Origin of the sequence: Pseudomonas sp. W2Jun17 (assembly GCF_023127795.1) — a bacterium.
Classification (GTDB): Bacteria; Pseudomonadota; Gammaproteobacteria; order Pseudomonadales; family Pseudomonadaceae; genus Aquipseudomonas; species Aquipseudomonas synxantha_A.
The window spans coordinates 1-13,720 of sequence record NZ_SPKO01000015.1 but is presented as its reverse complement, the minus strand read 5'-3'; the positions used below and the strand labels follow the sequence as shown (position 1 = coordinate 13,720).

At 62.0% G+C, this 13,720-nt stretch carries 15 protein-coding genes; 5 read left to right on the top strand and 10 right to left on the bottom strand.

Annotated elements, in window-relative coordinates; all coding sequences use genetic code 11:
* The first annotated feature begins 10 nt into the window (after positions 1–10).
* Positions 11–829 (top strand): alpha/beta hydrolase, encoded by an 819-nt coding sequence (locus E4O98_RS11450; RefSeq protein ID WP_005789458.1) that lies wholly within the window; start codon positions 11–13, stop codon positions 827–829.
* A gap of 54 nt (positions 830–883) precedes the next feature.
* Here the strand turns inward: E4O98_RS11450 and E4O98_RS11445 are convergent, their stop codons facing one another.
* Positions 884–1,270, bottom strand: a complete 387-nt coding sequence (locus E4O98_RS11445; RefSeq protein WP_032880465.1) for a DoxX family protein — start codon at positions 1,268–1,270, stop codon at positions 884–886.
* Between the two features lie 196 nt (positions 1,271–1,466).
* Here E4O98_RS11445 and E4O98_RS11440 point away from each other — a divergent pair, with 196 nt between their 5' ends.
* Positions 1,467–2,465, top strand: a complete 999-nt coding sequence (locus tag E4O98_RS11440; RefSeq protein WP_248135044.1) for an NAD(P)H-quinone oxidoreductase — start codon at positions 1,467–1,469, stop codon at positions 2,463–2,465.
* Between the two features lie 71 nt (positions 2,466–2,536).
* Here E4O98_RS11440 and E4O98_RS11435 read toward each other — a convergent pair whose 3' ends face one another.
* The 3 genes from E4O98_RS11435 to E4O98_RS11425 form a co-directional block, all read right to left on the bottom strand.
* Positions 2,537–3,667, bottom strand: coding sequence for an alkene reductase (locus E4O98_RS11435; protein ID WP_032880461.1), 1,131 nt, complete (start codon positions 3,665–3,667; stop codon positions 2,537–2,539).
* A gap of 78 nt (positions 3,668–3,745) precedes the next feature.
* Positions 3,746–4,423, bottom strand: a complete 678-nt coding sequence (locus E4O98_RS11430; RefSeq protein ID WP_032880459.1) for a type 1 glutamine amidotransferase domain-containing protein — start codon at positions 4,421–4,423, stop codon at positions 3,746–3,748.
* Positions 4,420–5,049, bottom strand: a complete 630-nt coding sequence (locus E4O98_RS11425) for a TetR/AcrR family transcriptional regulator (protein ID WP_032880456.1) — start codon at positions 5,047–5,049, stop codon at positions 4,420–4,422. Before E4O98_RS11425 ends, E4O98_RS11430 begins: the two co-directional genes overlap by 4 nt.
* Before the next feature lie 173 nt (positions 5,050–5,222).
* On the opposite strand from E4O98_RS11425, the gene E4O98_RS11420 reads away from it, so the two are divergent.
* A complete protein-coding gene (locus E4O98_RS11420) occupies positions 5,223–6,161 on the top strand; it encodes a GlxA family transcriptional regulator (protein WP_032880454.1) in 939 nt (312 codons plus the stop codon).
* A gap of 179 nt (positions 6,162–6,340) precedes the next feature.
* Here E4O98_RS11420 and E4O98_RS11415 read toward each other — a convergent pair whose 3' ends face one another.
* Positions 6,341–6,979: a GNAT family N-acetyltransferase gene (locus E4O98_RS11415; protein ID WP_348984631.1), complete on the bottom strand. Its 639-nt coding sequence runs from the start codon at positions 6,977–6,979 to the stop codon at positions 6,341–6,343.
* A gap of 48 nt (positions 6,980–7,027) precedes the next feature.
* Here E4O98_RS11415 and E4O98_RS11410 point away from each other — a divergent pair, with 48 nt between their 5' ends.
* Entirely contained in the window at positions 7,028–7,900 is an 873-nt protein-coding gene (locus E4O98_RS11410; RefSeq protein ID WP_078821756.1) for an undecaprenyl-diphosphate phosphatase, read from the top strand.
* Here E4O98_RS11410 and E4O98_RS11405 read toward each other — a convergent pair.
* Genes E4O98_RS11405 through E4O98_RS11385 form a run of 5 tightly spaced genes read right to left on the bottom strand, consistent with a single transcriptional unit; the run spans position 7,897 to position 12,343 of the window.
* Positions 7,897–8,859 (bottom strand): Dyp-type peroxidase, encoded by a 963-nt coding sequence (locus E4O98_RS11405; RefSeq protein ID WP_032880448.1) that lies wholly within the window; start codon positions 8,857–8,859, stop codon positions 7,897–7,899. The two genes, E4O98_RS11410 and E4O98_RS11405, sit on opposite strands and share 4 nt — an antisense overlap.
* A 50-nt stretch (positions 8,860–8,909) precedes the next feature.
* The gene (locus E4O98_RS11400; protein WP_248135038.1) at positions 8,910–9,728 is read right to left on the bottom strand and encodes a sugar phosphate isomerase/epimerase; all 819 of its coding nucleotides are present in this window, start codon (positions 9,726–9,728) and stop codon (positions 8,910–8,912) included.
* Between the two features lies 1 nt (position 9,729).
* The gene (locus E4O98_RS11395) at positions 9,730–10,929 is read right to left on the bottom strand and encodes an FAD-dependent oxidoreductase (protein ID WP_032880444.1); all 1,200 of its coding nucleotides are present in this window, start codon (positions 10,927–10,929) and stop codon (positions 9,730–9,732) included.
* Positions 10,929–11,252 carry a MocE family 2Fe-2S type ferredoxin gene (locus E4O98_RS11390; protein WP_148853566.1) on the bottom strand — a complete coding sequence of 108 codons (324 nt, stop codon included), beginning with the start codon at positions 11,250–11,252 and terminating at the stop codon, positions 10,929–10,931. The genes E4O98_RS11395 and E4O98_RS11390 overlap by 1 nt, the downstream gene beginning before the upstream one ends.
* On the bottom strand, positions 11,249–12,343 hold the full coding sequence (locus E4O98_RS11385) for a fatty acid desaturase family protein (RefSeq protein WP_248135035.1): 1,095 nt from the start codon (positions 12,341–12,343) through the stop codon (positions 11,249–11,251). The genes E4O98_RS11390 and E4O98_RS11385 overlap by 4 nt, the downstream gene beginning before the upstream one ends.
* Before the next feature lie 163 nt (positions 12,344–12,506).
* Between E4O98_RS11385 and E4O98_RS11380 the strand changes: the two genes are divergently transcribed.
* The gene (locus E4O98_RS11380) at positions 12,507–13,556 is read left to right on the top strand and encodes a LacI family DNA-binding transcriptional regulator (protein ID WP_248135032.1); all 1,050 of its coding nucleotides are present in this window, start codon (positions 12,507–12,509) and stop codon (positions 13,554–13,556) included.
* Positions 13,557–13,720: the final 164 nt, after the last annotated feature.

The window sequence follows — 13,720 nt, the reverse complement described above, 5'->3', positions numbered from 1 at the left end:
GGAGATTCAGATGAGCACCTTCGTTGCCAAAGACGGTACCCAGATCTACTTCAAGGACTGGGGCAGCGGCAAGCCCGTGCTGTTCAGCCACGGCTGGCCGCTGGATGCCGACATGTGGGAATACCAGATGGAGTACCTGAGCAGCCGCGGCTTTCGCACTATCGCGTTCGACCGCCGTGGCTTTGGCCGCTCGGACCAACCCTGGACCGGTAACGACTACGACACCTTCGCTGACGACATTGCGCAGTTGATCGAACACCTGGACCTGAAGGACGTGACCCTGGTGGGCTTTTCCATGGGTGGCGGTGATGTGGCGCGCTACATCGCCCGCCATGGCAGCGCTCGTGTCGCCGGCCTGGTGTTGCTGGGTGCCGTGACGCCGATCTTCGGCCAGCAACCCGACTATCCCCAAGGCGTCCCCACCGAGGTGTTCGATGGCATCAAGGCCGGCCTGTTGAAGGATCGCGCCCAATTCATCAGCGATTTCAATACGCCGTTCTTCGGTATCAACAAGGGCCAGCAAGTCTCGGAGGGTGTGCTCAGCCAGACCCTGCAGATCGCGATGCTTGCCTCGCTCAAGTCGACCGTGGATTGCGTCAGCGCCTTCTCCGAAACCGACTTCCGCCCGGACATGGCCAAAATCGACGTGCCGACCCTGGTGATCCATGGCGACGGCGACCAGATCGTGCCGTTCGAAACCACCGGCAAGGTGGCTGCCGAAATGATCAACGGCGCGCAACTGAAGGTCTACAAGGATGCACCCCACGGGTTTGCCGCGACCCACACCCAGCAGCTCAATGAAGACCTGTTGGCGTTCCTCAGCCGCTGAACCGCTTGCAACCTCCTCTCCTTGTTTGGCCGGGTTCGCCCGGCCTTTTTTTGCTCAGGCAAAGCGCTGAACCACTACCAGCCGCCCCGGCCCGGCAATGAGGATGCTGGTAAAGATGATCAACAGCAGCCAGCCGAACTGCCCCTCCCACAGCGTCCACTCTGGATGCACCACCAGCAAAGCGATGACCAGCACCGCCAGGATCGGCACGCACGCCAGGCGCACCAGCACGCCCGCAATGATCAGCAATGGGCACAGCACCTCGGCAAAGATCGCCAGCAGCAAGGTAACCTGGCCCCCCAGGTGAAACGGGTCTTCGATCAGCTTCAACTGTTCGCCGTAGTTGAGCAGCTTGGGCAACCCATGCACACACAACAGGAACACCGCCCCGCTGACCCGCAGGAACAACAGTCCGGTATCCTGATTTCTCGCTTCGTTCATACGCCACCTGTGTCCGTCAATAATGATCGACGGCCAGTGTGTCCAAAGCCGCGCCGACGCACTTGCAGGCTTGTGCTGAAATCCTGCGGTTGCCCCAGGCCGTTGCATTGCCGAAAGAACCCGGCATGATCTTGCTGAACTGCCGACCCCGCGCTACGGTCCCAACCCATACGCTCATCGCTACAGGAACTTTTCCATGACGCTCCCCCAAGAAATGACCCTGATCGAAATCACCACGCCTGGCGGCCCCGACGTCTTGCAGCCACGGCGCGCCGACGTGCCAGTGGCCGGGCCAGGCGAGATTCTGATTCGCGTGCACGCCGCCGGGGTCAACCGCCCAGACGCGCTGCAACGCGCCGGCAAATACCCGATGAAACCCGGCATGAGCCCGATTCCCGGGCTGGAAGTGGCCGGTGAAGTGGTGGCGCTGGGCACTGGCGTGACTGAATACAGCCTGGGCGACAAGGTGTGTGCCCTGACCAATGGCGGTGGCTATGCGCAGTTTTGTGCGGTGCCGGCCAGCCAGGCGCTGCCGGTCCCGGCGGGCATGGACTGGATTCAGGCCGCCGCCGTGCCGGAAACCTTCTTCACGGTCTGGGCCAACCTGTTCGGCCTCGGCGGTGCCCATAAAGGCCAGCGCGCCTTGATCCACGGCGGCACCAGCGGCATCGGCACCACCGCATTGATGCTCTGCCAGGAGTTCGGTATCCAGGCATTCGCCACCGCCGGCAGCGCAGACAAATGTGCCGCGATTGCCAAGCTGGGCGCCGAACCGATCAACTACCGCGAACAGGAGTTTGCCGAGGTCATTGCCCAACAGACCGATGGCAAAGGCGTCGATGTGATTCTCGACATCATGGGTGCCTCGTACCTGAACAACAACCTCAAGGCCCTGGGCATGGACGGTCACCTGGTGATGCTCGGCTTCCTCGGTGGCGGCAAGGCTCATGACGTCGACCTGCTGACCATCCTCGCCAAACGCGCGGTGATCACCGGCTCCCTGCTGCGCGCCCGCACCCGCGAAGAAAAGGCCGCGATTGCCGAACAGCTACGCGACTACGTGTGGCCGGTGCTCAGCGCCGGGCGCTGCCCGCCGATCATCGACAAGGTCTATGCATACACCGACGCCGCCCAGGCCCATGCGCGCATGGAAGGTGGGGATCACATTGGCAAGATTGTGTTGCGGGTGGAGTGAGGCGCTTTCCTCAATCCTTGGCGACCGGCCAAGTTTGACGGTACTCGGCACAAATGTGGGAGGGGCGTGTGTCACTCCGGTTCGGCATACACCGGATAATCCACATACCCCGCCTGAGTCCCCCCATACAAGCCCTCTGCCTTCAACGCATTCAATGGCCAGCCATTGAAAATCCGCTGGGGCAGGTCTGGGTTGGCAATGAACGGCCGTCCGAAGGCGATCAGGTCCGCCAGCCCTGCCTCTACCAGCCGTGTACCGCGCTCGGCGGTGTAGCGGCCGGCGTAGATGATCCTGCCGCTGAAGGTGCGGCGCACGGCCTGGCGGAATGTTTCAGGCAGGTCCGGCGCGTTATCCCAGTCGGCTTCGGCGATGGAAACATAGGCGATGCCCGACGCTTCCAGCACTTTGATCGCTTCGATATAGGTACGGTGCGGGTCCTCTTCCACCAGGCCAATGTAGACCCGATCCTGATCGGTGCCGCTGAACAGCGGCGAAAAGCGCACGCCCAGGCGCTGCGGCCCCACCACCTTGCACACCGCCTCGACAATCTCGCGCAGCAAGCGCAGGCGATTGTCCAGCGAACCGCCGTACTCATCCTCACGGATGTTGGAGTGGGCCGAGATGAACTGGTTGACCAAATAGCCGTTGGCCGCATGGATTTCCACACCATCGAACCCGGCGTCCAGGGCATTGCGAGCAGCCTGGGCGTAGTGCCCGACCAACTCGTCGATTTCCAGCGTGCTCAACGCACGAGGTACGGGTGGCTGCACCAGCTCACCCACACCCGGACCGGTTTCAATAAAGGCTTTGGCTTGCAGCGCCGGCAGTGCAGACGGCCCCACCGGTGCGGCGCCGCCAGGTTGCAAGGCGTTATGGGACACCCGCCCCACGTGCCATAGCTGGGCAAAGATCACCCCACCCTCGGCATGTACCGCTGCGGTAACCTTGCGCCAACCCTCGATCTGCGCCGGTGTATGGATGCCCGGCGTCCATGCGTAGCCCTGGCCGCGCGGCTCGATCTGCGTACCCTCGCTGACCATGAAGCCGGCACTGGCACGCTGGCGGTAATATTCGGCCATCAGGTCGGTGGCGATATTGCCCGGCTGGGCGCTGCGCTGGCGTGTCAGCGGCGGCAGCACAACGCGATTGTTCAAGCGATGATGCCCCAGCTTTATCGGGGTGTTCAAAATGCAGTCAGGCATGGGGATATTCCAAATTCAGAACGAACGAAAACCCTGGCGACTCCTGGGAGTCGCCAGCGCGTACCTCGGTTTATTAACTTAAGCGCTGAGTGTCAGCAGGGCCTTGGCCACTTCGCTGGAGCTGCCCGGGTTCTGCCCAGTGACCAGCAAGCCATCGACAATCACAAAGGATTGCCAGTCGGCGCCCTTCTCATACTTGCCGCCCAGTTTTTTGAATTCATCTTCAATCAGGAACGGCACAACATCGGTCAATTGCACCGCGGCTTCCTCAGAGTTGGAGAACCCGGTCACACGGCGGCCCTTGATCAACGGCTCACCGTTGACTGCCTTGACGTGGCGCAAGGCACCCGGTGCATGGCAGACAAATCCGATGGGTTTGCCGGCCCGTTCGAACGCCTCGATCAACGCGATGGACACCGGTGACTCCGCCAGGTCCCACAGCGGGCCGTGGCCGCCAGGGTAGAACACGGTGTCGAAGTCGGCGGTGTTGACCGTTTCCAGCTTCACCGTGGTAGCCAGGGCCTGCTGCGCAGCCGGGTCTGCGGCGAAGCGCGCTGTCTGCTCGGTTTGCGCATCCGGTTCATCGCTCTTCGGGTCCAACGGCGGCTGGCCGCCGGCCGGGGAAGCCAGCACCACATCGGCGCCAGCGTCCTTGAACGCGTAATAAGGGGCGGCAAACTCTTCGAGCCAGAAGCCAGTCTTGCGCCCGGTATCGCCAAGCTGGTCGTGAGAGGTCAGTACCATTAATACTTTCATTTTCCAGTGCCTCGATCGATGTGAGTAGCAGGGTTTTCAGGGCCGCCCAACAACTGTTGGGTCAGCAGCAGCGCCTCGCAGAACGGCGCAGTGGTACGGGTGATCTTGCCCATGACGCTGGTTCCCAGCCACAGCGCATACAAGCGCTTGGCAAGGCTGTGCGGAGCGTGCTCGAACCTGAGCGAGCCGTCTTCGACCCCGCGCTCCAGGGCCAGCGCGAGTAACTCGATGGTGCGCGAAGTACCGCGCTGCAACGCCAATCGCATCGGCTCTGACAGGTCAGAGACTTCAGCCCCCAACTTGACGGCCAGGCACTTGCCGGTATCGGTGCAGCCAGTGTGGTTGTCGATCCAGCCTTGCCAATAGCGCATCAACTTGGCGTGATGGGTTAAACCCGGCTGATCCAACAGCTGCTGCATACCTTCGACGTACTGATCGAAATAGGTATCGAGCAACACCACGCCAAACGCATCCTTGGAGTTGAAGTAGTGATAGAACGAGCCCTTGGGCACTTGTGCGGCGTGCAGGATTTCGTTCAAGCCCACCGCGGAAAATCCCTTGGCACCGACGATGGATTGCGCACGTTCAAGAATCGCTTGCCGTGCACTGCTGCTTGCGTTGCTCATGCTTGCCTCCGTGCGATTAGACCAGTCGTCTAGTTCGTTGGGGCCATGTTAGGCAGCGAGGCAACCACTCACAATGTCATATCCGCAAGGATTCCGGACATGCGCCAAAGTCGGTTGCCGTTTGCCCGGTACACGCCGACAATCCCCTCTCCCCTGCCCCTTGGAGAGATGCAATGCACAGCGTTGCGCTGATGGTTTACCCGAATTTCCAGTCGTTGAGCCTTAGCCTGGGCTCGGTGTTCGAGTGCGCCAACCTGCTGCGCGGCGAGCCGGCCTATGAGTTTCACCTGGTATCGGAAAGCGGCGGCGCGGTGATGACCTCCCAGGGCTTTTCAGTCAATACCAACGCCATCCGCCCAGAGGGTTATGACACTCTGATCGTCAGCGGCTACCTGGAGTTTCGCCTGCCGGAGGCCAACCTGCTGGAACTGGTCAAGGCAGCATCAGCACAGTCGCGCCGGGTGGCCTCGTTATGCATGGGCATCTTTGTGCTGGCAGAAGCGGGCCTGCTCGCCGGCAAACGCACCACCACCCACTGGATCCACGCGCCGGCGTTTCGCAAGCGCTACCCGGATATTCGCCTGGAAGAAGACAAGTTGTTCGTGGTGGACGGCCAGGTGTGGACCGGTGCCGGCATGAGCGCCGGGGTCGACCTGGCACTGGCGATGGTGGAGAACGACCTGGGCAGCGACCTTGCGCGCCGCATCGCACGCAAGCTGGTGATAGCCCAGCGCCGCGGCAGCGAGCAATCGCAACTCTCAACCTTGCTGGAACTGGACCCCAAATCCGACCGCGTGCAACTGGCCCTGGCCTATGCGCGTGAAAACCTAACCCATGATTTATCGGTAGAAGCCTTGGCCGAAGTCGCCCGGCTCAGCCCGCGCCAGTTCAGCCGAGTGTTTCGCGAAGAAACCGGGCAAACCCCGGCCAAGGCCATCGAAGCCCTGCGGGTGGAAGCGGCGCGGGCGATGATGGAAACCAGCCGTCACCCGGTGGAAGTAGTGGCCCGCGAAACCGGGTTTGGTGATCGCGAACGCATGCGCCAGGCGTTCCTCCGTGCATTCGGGCAGCCGCCCCAGGCGATGCAGCAGGTGTTGTTCAATCCAGGCTAGGGGCGTAGCCGAGTTGTTGGCGTTCGATCTGTGGGAGGGGGCTTGATCCCGATGGCGGTGGGTCAGCCGCAATATCAGGTGACTGGCCCACCGCTATCGGGAGCAAGCCCCCTCCCACATTTTGATCTCGGGGCATCAGTTACGGTGTGCAAGCCTTTAACCTCAGCACAACCCGCCCGTCAGTGCAGCGAAACCCGCGTAATCAGGTAGCTCACCAGCTGCGGATCATCCTCCAGTTCAATCGTCTGCACCGGGCGCGGCAGGGTATCCAGCACGGTACGCCAGAACGCCTGGGACACTTCGTCCTGATCATAGAAACGCACCAGCCAATTGGCCTCGCCGCTGCACAGTACCTGGCTGGCAATGGCGCGGCCGATACCTTTGCGCCGATAACGCTTGAGGATGAACAGGTCGGCCAGTTCCAGGGCCTCGATACCGGGCAATTCGCTGCCCTCGATCAACAGGAAACCAGCGATATAGCCATCGACCAGCAACAGGTTGGCGCTCCACTGCGGGTCTTGCCAATAGCGGGCCAGGTGTTCGTCATGGATATAGAAACGGCCATCGGCCTCGACATCTTCCTGTTCCCAATCGGAAGACTCGTAGGCGTAGTACTGGTATAGATTGCGAATCAGCTCGGCGTCTTCAGGGCCGGTCTGGATCAATTCAACGGTGGTTTCAGGCATGGGGCTCTCGGTGGAAAAACGCAGGGCGCCATTGTTCACAAAAGTGCCTGCCACGCCAATGGCTTGTCGAATCCTTTCTATTGGCTGAACCAAATGCAAATAGCGGTTGCCCTGGCCAAATTCCTGAAACATTTAGAATAAACTTCGCCGGTTTCCACCTTTCGCTCAAGGACACGTATTGTGACCAACGTCTGTACCGCCGGCCTGGATGTGGGCTTTGCCTCCCTGGATTACCTGCAAATTTTCATCCTGGGGGTAATCCAGGGCATCACCGAATTGCTGCCGGTGTCGTCCACCGCCCATATGCGCGTGGTGCCCGCCCTGCTCGGCTGGCAAGACCCGGGCTCGGCGTTTTCGGCGGCCATGCAATTGGCCGCGCTGGCGGCAGTGGTCAGTTACTTCTGGCGGGATGTGCGCCAGGTCACCACCGGCAGTATCAGTGCGGTGCGCCGGGGCGACTATAACGATCGGTGGTTCAAACTGGCGGTGGCGATCGTGCTGGCGACTATCCCGATTGGCATTGCCGGGTTGGCGCTGTCTTCGACCCTGAATGCATGCAACTCGCCATTGCGCGGGCTGATGGTGATCGGCATTTCCTGCGTGGTGATGGCGGTGTTGCTGGCACTGGCCGAAGTGCGCGCCCGCCATACCCGCGACGTAAGCCAAATGCGCTTGCGCGATGCGCTGATCGTGGGGGTGGCGCAGATCGGCGCGTTGATTCCTGGGGTGTCGCGTTCGGGCTCCACGCTGACCGCAGCGCTGTTCCTGAATTTCAAACGTGAGGAAGCGGCGCGCTTTTCTTTCCTGCTGGGCCTGCCGGCCATTGCCCTGGCCGGTTTGAAAGAACTGTGGGTGCTGCTGCGCGCCGACCTCCCTGCCCACGCCTGGCCGCACTTGATCTTCGGCCTGGTGGTGGCGAGCATCTCGGCGTTCTTTGCGATCTGGGGCCTGATGAAGTTCCTGGAGCGCTTCTCCACCTGGCCGTTCGTGATCTACCGTGCGCTGCTGGGGATCTTCCTGATTGTGGCGGTCAGCAGCGGGTTGTTGAGTTAAGCCGCCGGTTCGCGGTCGGCCAGCGCTTCGAGCAGGTCGGCCGAGGGCACGAAAAACAGGCCGCCAGTCACGGCGGTACTGAAGTCGAGCAAGCGGTCATAGTTGCCGACCGGGCGGCCAACGAACATGTTTTCCAGCATCTGCTCCAGAGGCTGCGGCGAGCGTGCGTAGCCGATGAAATAGGTGCCGAACTCGCCGGCACCGGGGCGGCCGAAGGGCATGTTGTCGCGCAGGATCTTCACTTCCTCACCGTTCTCGTCAGTGATGACGGTCAAGGCGCTGTGGGAGTTGCTCGGCTTGGTTTCTTCGTCCAGTTCGATATCTGCCAGTTTGGTGCGCCCGATTACCTTCTCCTGGGCTTCTACCGTCAAGCCGTTCCAGGCGCTCATGTTGTGCAGGTATTTCTGCACCACTACGTAGCTGCCGCCCTCGAACTGAGGGTCTTCGTCACCGACCAGGGTGAATCTTTCGGCCTTGCGCCCTACCGGATTTTCGGTACCGTCGACAAAACCGATGATGCTGCGCATATCGAAATAGCGGAAACCCTGGACCTCATCCACCACCTTGACGCTATCGCCCAAGGCAGCCATCAATTGGGTCGCCAGCTCGAAACACAGGTCCATCTGCTCGGCGCGGATATGCAGGAGGATATCGCCCGGGGTCGACACCGCCTTGCGCCCTTCTACACCGAATTCGCGGAACGGATGCAGCGACGCCGGGCGAGGCGCGCCGAACAGCCGGTCCCACGCATCCGAGCCAAAGCCGCAGACGCAGGTCAGGTTGCCCGACGGCACGCGCTTGCCCACCGAGCGCACAAGGCCTGCGATGTCGGCGCACCAGGCACGCACGTTTTCAACTGCATCGGGGGCCAGGGTGGCGACCATGAAAATCGCGCTGCTGGTGATCGGGTGGCACACGGACTGCGGTTCGAGAGGTGGCTGGACAGGGCAGGTTTTCATCAGGCAGATCCATAGGCTAAGGTCGGTTTGAACCGACGCAGGTTAGCAGATCAGCCGTGACAACTGGCCCACACCTGGCGAATCAGCGCCTTCATCTTGAGCGCCTCGGCCCAGCGATCAGTGAGTTCTCGCCCCATTGCATCGGTGATCGCATAGGGTGGCGGGCCCAGTTCGCAGGTGAAGGGCAGGCTCTGGGGCGCGTCGGCACGGGTCAGCCAGTCGTCGATCCCATAGCGCCACCAGCCGGTAAAGCGCTCGACCCAAGGCTGGTGCTGAGGAAAATCCAGGCCAACCTGCACCTGCTCACTGCTGGCGACGCGGCCATGAAAGCCCCAGCTATGGCGCAGGATCGTGCGTATCTGCTCGTCGTCTTCCACACTGCCGGGCTCGGGCAACTCGCGGCCAACCGCGTAGTGGGACAGGTCCGCGAGCAGTTTCAGGTCGGGCATTTGCGCCAGCAGGTCGAGGGTGAACAACAGGTCGTTGGTCAGTCGATAACGGTGGGTTTCCAGCAGGATCGGGAAGTCCACCTGTTCGGCCAGGCGCTGCCAGCCTTCGATCAGCCTGACCGCCTCGGCCTGGGTACGCGGGCGCACATCGGCTTGCAGGGTGAGGTGGTGACAACCGTAGCGGCCGATCACTTCCAATGCCCTGGCCAGATCATCCACCGATTGCGGGAACAGTTGACCTTCGATCTGCAAGCCTCTGGCCGTGGCGGCAGCGTACAAGCGCGAGACTGCGGCCGGCGTCCAGTAATGGTCGGTGATGCCGTCAAAACCGGCGGCGACGATGCGGTCCAGTTGCGCTTCTTGGCTGCCGGGCTCGGTTTGCATGGCCCATAGTGATTGGAATACCAGGAGTTGGTGCATCTCAACCTCGCAGCAGGTGTTTGAGGGACGTATCGGCATCTGCCAGGCTCGCCACGTCAAGCGCAATGCTTGCAGTGATCAAGCGCTCGCACAGCTTGATGTCCCTGGCGGCGCGGTTGCCCGGAGCCCAGCCGAAAGCGCCTTGCAATCGGGCGTTGGTGTCTAGGCAAAACAGCAGCAGGCCACCGTCGGGCAACGCACGGCTGACCGACCGCGCAGTCATCGCCCCGACGGAATGCAAACCCCAGTCGAATTGGTCGGACCAGAAACCCGGGACCCTCTCGAACGGCAGTTCTTTGCCCAACAGATTCAACGCAGCGTGACGCCCCTGGGCCTCGGCGTTGCGCCAGGTTTCCTGACGCTGATAGACGCCGCCGAGACGAAACTCACAGACATCCCCCGCCGCGTAAATATCCGGTGCGCTGGTACGCAGGCACGCGTCGACCCGAATGCCCTGCCCTACTTCCAGCCCTCCCGCCGCTGCCAGCTCAATGTTGGGTTGCATACCAATACCGACCGCCACCAGGTCACAGGGCACCCGTTGCCCATCGACCAGTTGCACGGCGTCGGCGTGGACGCACTCCAGGGCAACGTTCAAGTGCACGTCCACACCCTGCTGACGATGCAGCGCCAACAGCGCTTCACTGATCATTGGCGGCAGCGCCCGGGCGGCCAGCCGCGGCCCCGCTTCCAGCACCGTGACCTCGCAGCCCAGGCCCCGCGCCGTAGCGGCCACCTCCAGGCCGATAAAGCCCCCGCCGACCACCACCAACCTGGCGCCTGGCTTTAATTCATTGCGCAAGGCCAACGCTTCATCATGGGTGCGCAGGTAGAACACGTTGGCCTGCTCCTGGGGCAAGCGTCGCGCCCGGCCTCCGGTGGCCAGCAGCAGGCCGGCATAGGTCAACCATTGGCCGTCAGCCAGTTGCAGCCGATGATGCTGCGGCTCCAAACGGCTGGCGGGGTTGCCGGCGATATGCTCAATGCCAAGCGCAGCCAACCGTGCACTGTCGCACAGGCTGCATTCCGCCAGGTCCGTCGAGCCTTGCAGCACGCCTTTGGACAACGGTGGGCGTTCGTAGGGCAAGTGCGCTTCATCGCCGATCAGGATCAGGCGCCCGCTGTAACCTTCTTCACGCAAGGTCAGTGCCGCACGTCCACCGGCATGACCAGCGCCGACGATGATCAGGGTCTGGTTCATCATCCGGCCGTGACAGCGAGCAGTACCCGCCCCGCTTCGACCCGCACCGGGTAGGTCTTGAGGTTGACGCACACCGGCGCGCCCAGGGCTTGGCCGGAACGGTAATCGAAGCGCCCGTTGTGCTTTGGGCACTCGATCACATGGTCCATCACCAGGCCGTCCGCCAGGTGGATTTTCTCGTGGGTGCACAGGCCGGCGGTGGCGAAGAATTCATCCTCGGCCGAGCGGTACACCGCGTAGGTGTGAATACCGTGGTCGAAGCGCAGCACGTCTTCTGCTTCCATTTCGCCCACGGCGCAGACGTCGATCCATTGATCGTTCATGCATTTATCTCCAATGACTGGCTTTTACTGTGGGGCGAGCAAGCTCCCTCGCCACGGGTCGGGCGTTGGACGAAATAGCTGGGGTCGCTGCGCTGGCGCCAAATAGTCGGAATGATTTCCTGGTAGGCCTCCCACAGGTTGACATACGGCGGTGGGCAGTCGCTGCGGATCTCTTCGTGCAGTTGACTGAGCGCGTGGTAAGGCACCATCGGGTACATGTGGTGTTCGAGGTGGTAGTTCATGTTCATGTAGATAAAGCGCAGCACCCGGTTCATGTAGATGGTGCGGCAGTTGCTGCGGTGGTCGAGCACATCTTCGGCCAGGCCCACATGCTGGCTGAGGCCGAACAGGTAGCCGAGCCAGGCACCATAGAGACTGGGCAAGCCCACCAGCATCAGCGGTAGCCAGCTGTGCAGGTACAACGCGGCGCCGATGATCAGCGCATAAATCCCAATCCATATACGTGCGGCACGGAATACCTTGGGCCATTCGGATTCAGGGATGAAGTCTTGCTCCTGGGCACTCATGCGCCCGAGCGCATGGCGGGCTACGCCGCTGAAGGTCTTCCAGGCCAGGGGCAGATTGAACAGGCTGAGGGCCATCATCCACAGGCTCGGCGGGCGCGGCTCGACGATCTCCGGGTCGCGGCCGACGACGATGGTGTCGGTGTGATGACGGGCATGGCTCCAGCGCCACACGTGAGGTTCGAACAGGCACATGAAGCTCGCCACCTGGTACAACGCATCGTTCATCCAGCGGGTCTTGAACGCAGTGCCGTGGCCGGTTTCGTGCCAGCGCGGGTTGGACGCCGTTCCGTAGAGCACACCATAGGCGAGAAAAAACGGTACGCAGGCCCAGGAGCCCCAGAACCAATAGCCGCCAAAGCCTGTGGCCAACAGCGTCGCAGCCCAGATGGCCGTGTCGAGCAAGGCCGGGCCATCGCGGCGTTGCATCAGTTCTTTCATGCGTTTGCGCGAGATGGGTGACTGGTACCAGTTGGCCGAGACCAGACCCTTTTCGGCGGCACGGGCCGCTTCGGGCCCGGTGAGGCTGTAGTCGCGTCGGGCGCGGTGAGCGGTGGGTTCAGGCATTGTTATTGTTCTCCGCAAGCGTAGGGTTTCAGGTGCTTTGCGGAACCAACCATAGAGCGCAGCCAAATCACCCTCAAGGCCTTGAATCCATTCCCTATCAAGCTATCATCCAGGCCCAGCGGAGCTTGATAGTTTTCTATCAAGACGCTCAAGGGGCCTGCCAATGCACAACCATAAACGCCCAACCATCGCCACCGTTGCCGCCCATGCGGGGCTCAGCGTAGCCACCGTCGACCGCGTGTTGAACGCCCGCGCTCCGGTCAACCCCGGCACGGCCGAACAGGTGTTCCAGGCTGCCGAAGCGGTGGGCTATTTTGCTGCGCGCCTGATCGGCCAGCGCATCCGCGAACGGCGGCCCACCTACCGTTTCGGCGTGCTGTTGCTGGGCACCGCCCAGGCCTTCTATGCCAACCTCGCCCAGTCAATAAGCGATGCAGCGCAGCATCACGCCACCGCCAACCTGAGCTGCCAGTTCGACTACATCAACGACCGTTCACCGAATGCCATCGTCGCGCAGATCGAGCAACTGGCGGTGCAGTGCGACGCCCTGGCGGTGGTCAGCTTCGCCCATCCGCTGATCAACGCCTGCCTGGCGCAGATTCGTGAAGCCGGCGTACCAGTGGTTGCGCTGCTGTCGAATATCCATGAGCAGGCCCTCGAACCCTATGTGGGCCAGGACAACCACGTGGTCGGGCGCACCATGGGCTGGCTGCTGGCACACACCTGCGGCGCACGCAAAGGCAGCGTGGGCATCCTGTTGGGCGGCCATCGTTTTCTCGGGCATCAAGCACGGGTCGAAGGCTTGCACAGCTACCTGGCCGAACACGCGCCGGGGCTCAAGCCATTGGAGCCGCTGATCAACCTGGACAACTGCGACATCACCGAGGAAGCCACCCTGGACCTGCTCAGCCGCCATACCGATTTGCGTGGATTATGCGTGGTAGGCGGTGGTGGCGACGGCGTGATCAACGCCCTGGCCCAACTGCCCAAGCGCCCGGCGCTGTGCTGCATTCTGCAGGAGTCGACCGAACTGTCACGCCAGGCGTTGAGCCGCGGCTTGATCGATGTGGTAATGGACTCGCAGCCGCGGCAGACGGCGGCGGCGCTGGTGCAACTGCTGGTGCAGTTGCTGAATGACGAAGGCTTCGATCCTGTGCGGCATCGGGTGCATATACCACCGCAGATAGTGACCCCGGAAAACATGGGCACCTGAGACAAAAAGAACACAATGTGGGAGGGGCGGTGCAACGATTCGACCTCGATGGCAATGAACCCGTCAAAAATTCAGAGGCTGAAACACCGCTATCGCGGCATGGGTATCTACGCAACTTTGTAGCTGCCGACCGTAACCACGATGCGAAGCGAGCCGCTCTTGAT

Bases quoted from the DNA above. Each gene is read 5' to 3' on its own strand.
- E4O98_RS11450 (WP_005789458.1), top strand. From the start codon at position 11: ATGAGCACCTTCGTTGCCAAAGACGGTACCCAGATCTACTTCAAGGAC.
- E4O98_RS11445 (WP_032880465.1), bottom strand. From the start codon at position 1,270: ATGAACGAAGCGAGAAATCAGGATACCGGACTGTTGTTCCTGCGGGTC.
- E4O98_RS11440 (WP_248135044.1), top strand. From the start codon at position 1,467: ATGACGCTCCCCCAAGAAATGACCCTGATCGAAATCACCACGCCTGGC.
- E4O98_RS11435 (WP_032880461.1), bottom strand. From the start codon at position 3,667: ATGCCTGACTGCATTTTGAACACCCCGATAAAGCTGGGGCATCATCGC.
- E4O98_RS11430 (WP_032880459.1), bottom strand. From the start codon at position 4,423: ATGAAAGTATTAATGGTACTGACCTCTCACGACCAGCTTGGCGATACC.
- E4O98_RS11425 (WP_032880456.1), bottom strand. From the start codon at position 5,049: ATGAGCAACGCAAGCAGCAGTGCACGGCAAGCGATTCTTGAACGTGCG.
- E4O98_RS11420 (WP_032880454.1), top strand. From the start codon at position 5,223: ATGCACAGCGTTGCGCTGATGGTTTACCCGAATTTCCAGTCGTTGAGC.
- E4O98_RS11415 (WP_348984631.1), bottom strand. From the start codon at position 6,979: ATGTTTCAGGAATTTGGCCAGGGCAACCGCTATTTGCATTTGGTTCAG.
- E4O98_RS11405 (WP_032880448.1), bottom strand. From the start codon at position 8,859: ATGAAAACCTGCCCTGTCCAGCCACCTCTCGAACCGCAGTCCGTGTGC.
- E4O98_RS11400 (WP_248135038.1), bottom strand. From the start codon at position 9,728: ATGCACCAACTCCTGGTATTCCAATCACTATGGGCCATGCAAACCGAG.
- E4O98_RS11395 (WP_032880444.1), bottom strand. From the start codon at position 10,929: ATGAACCAGACCCTGATCATCGTCGGCGCTGGTCATGCCGGTGGACGT.
- E4O98_RS11390 (WP_148853566.1), bottom strand. From the start codon at position 11,252: ATGAACGATCAATGGATCGACGTCTGCGCCGTGGGCGAAATGGAAGCA.
- E4O98_RS11385 (WP_248135035.1), bottom strand. From the start codon at position 12,343: ATGCCTGAACCCACCGCTCACCGCGCCCGACGCGACTACAGCCTCACC.
- E4O98_RS11380 (WP_248135032.1), top strand. From the start codon at position 12,507: ATGCACAACCATAAACGCCCAACCATCGCCACCGTTGCCGCCCATGCG.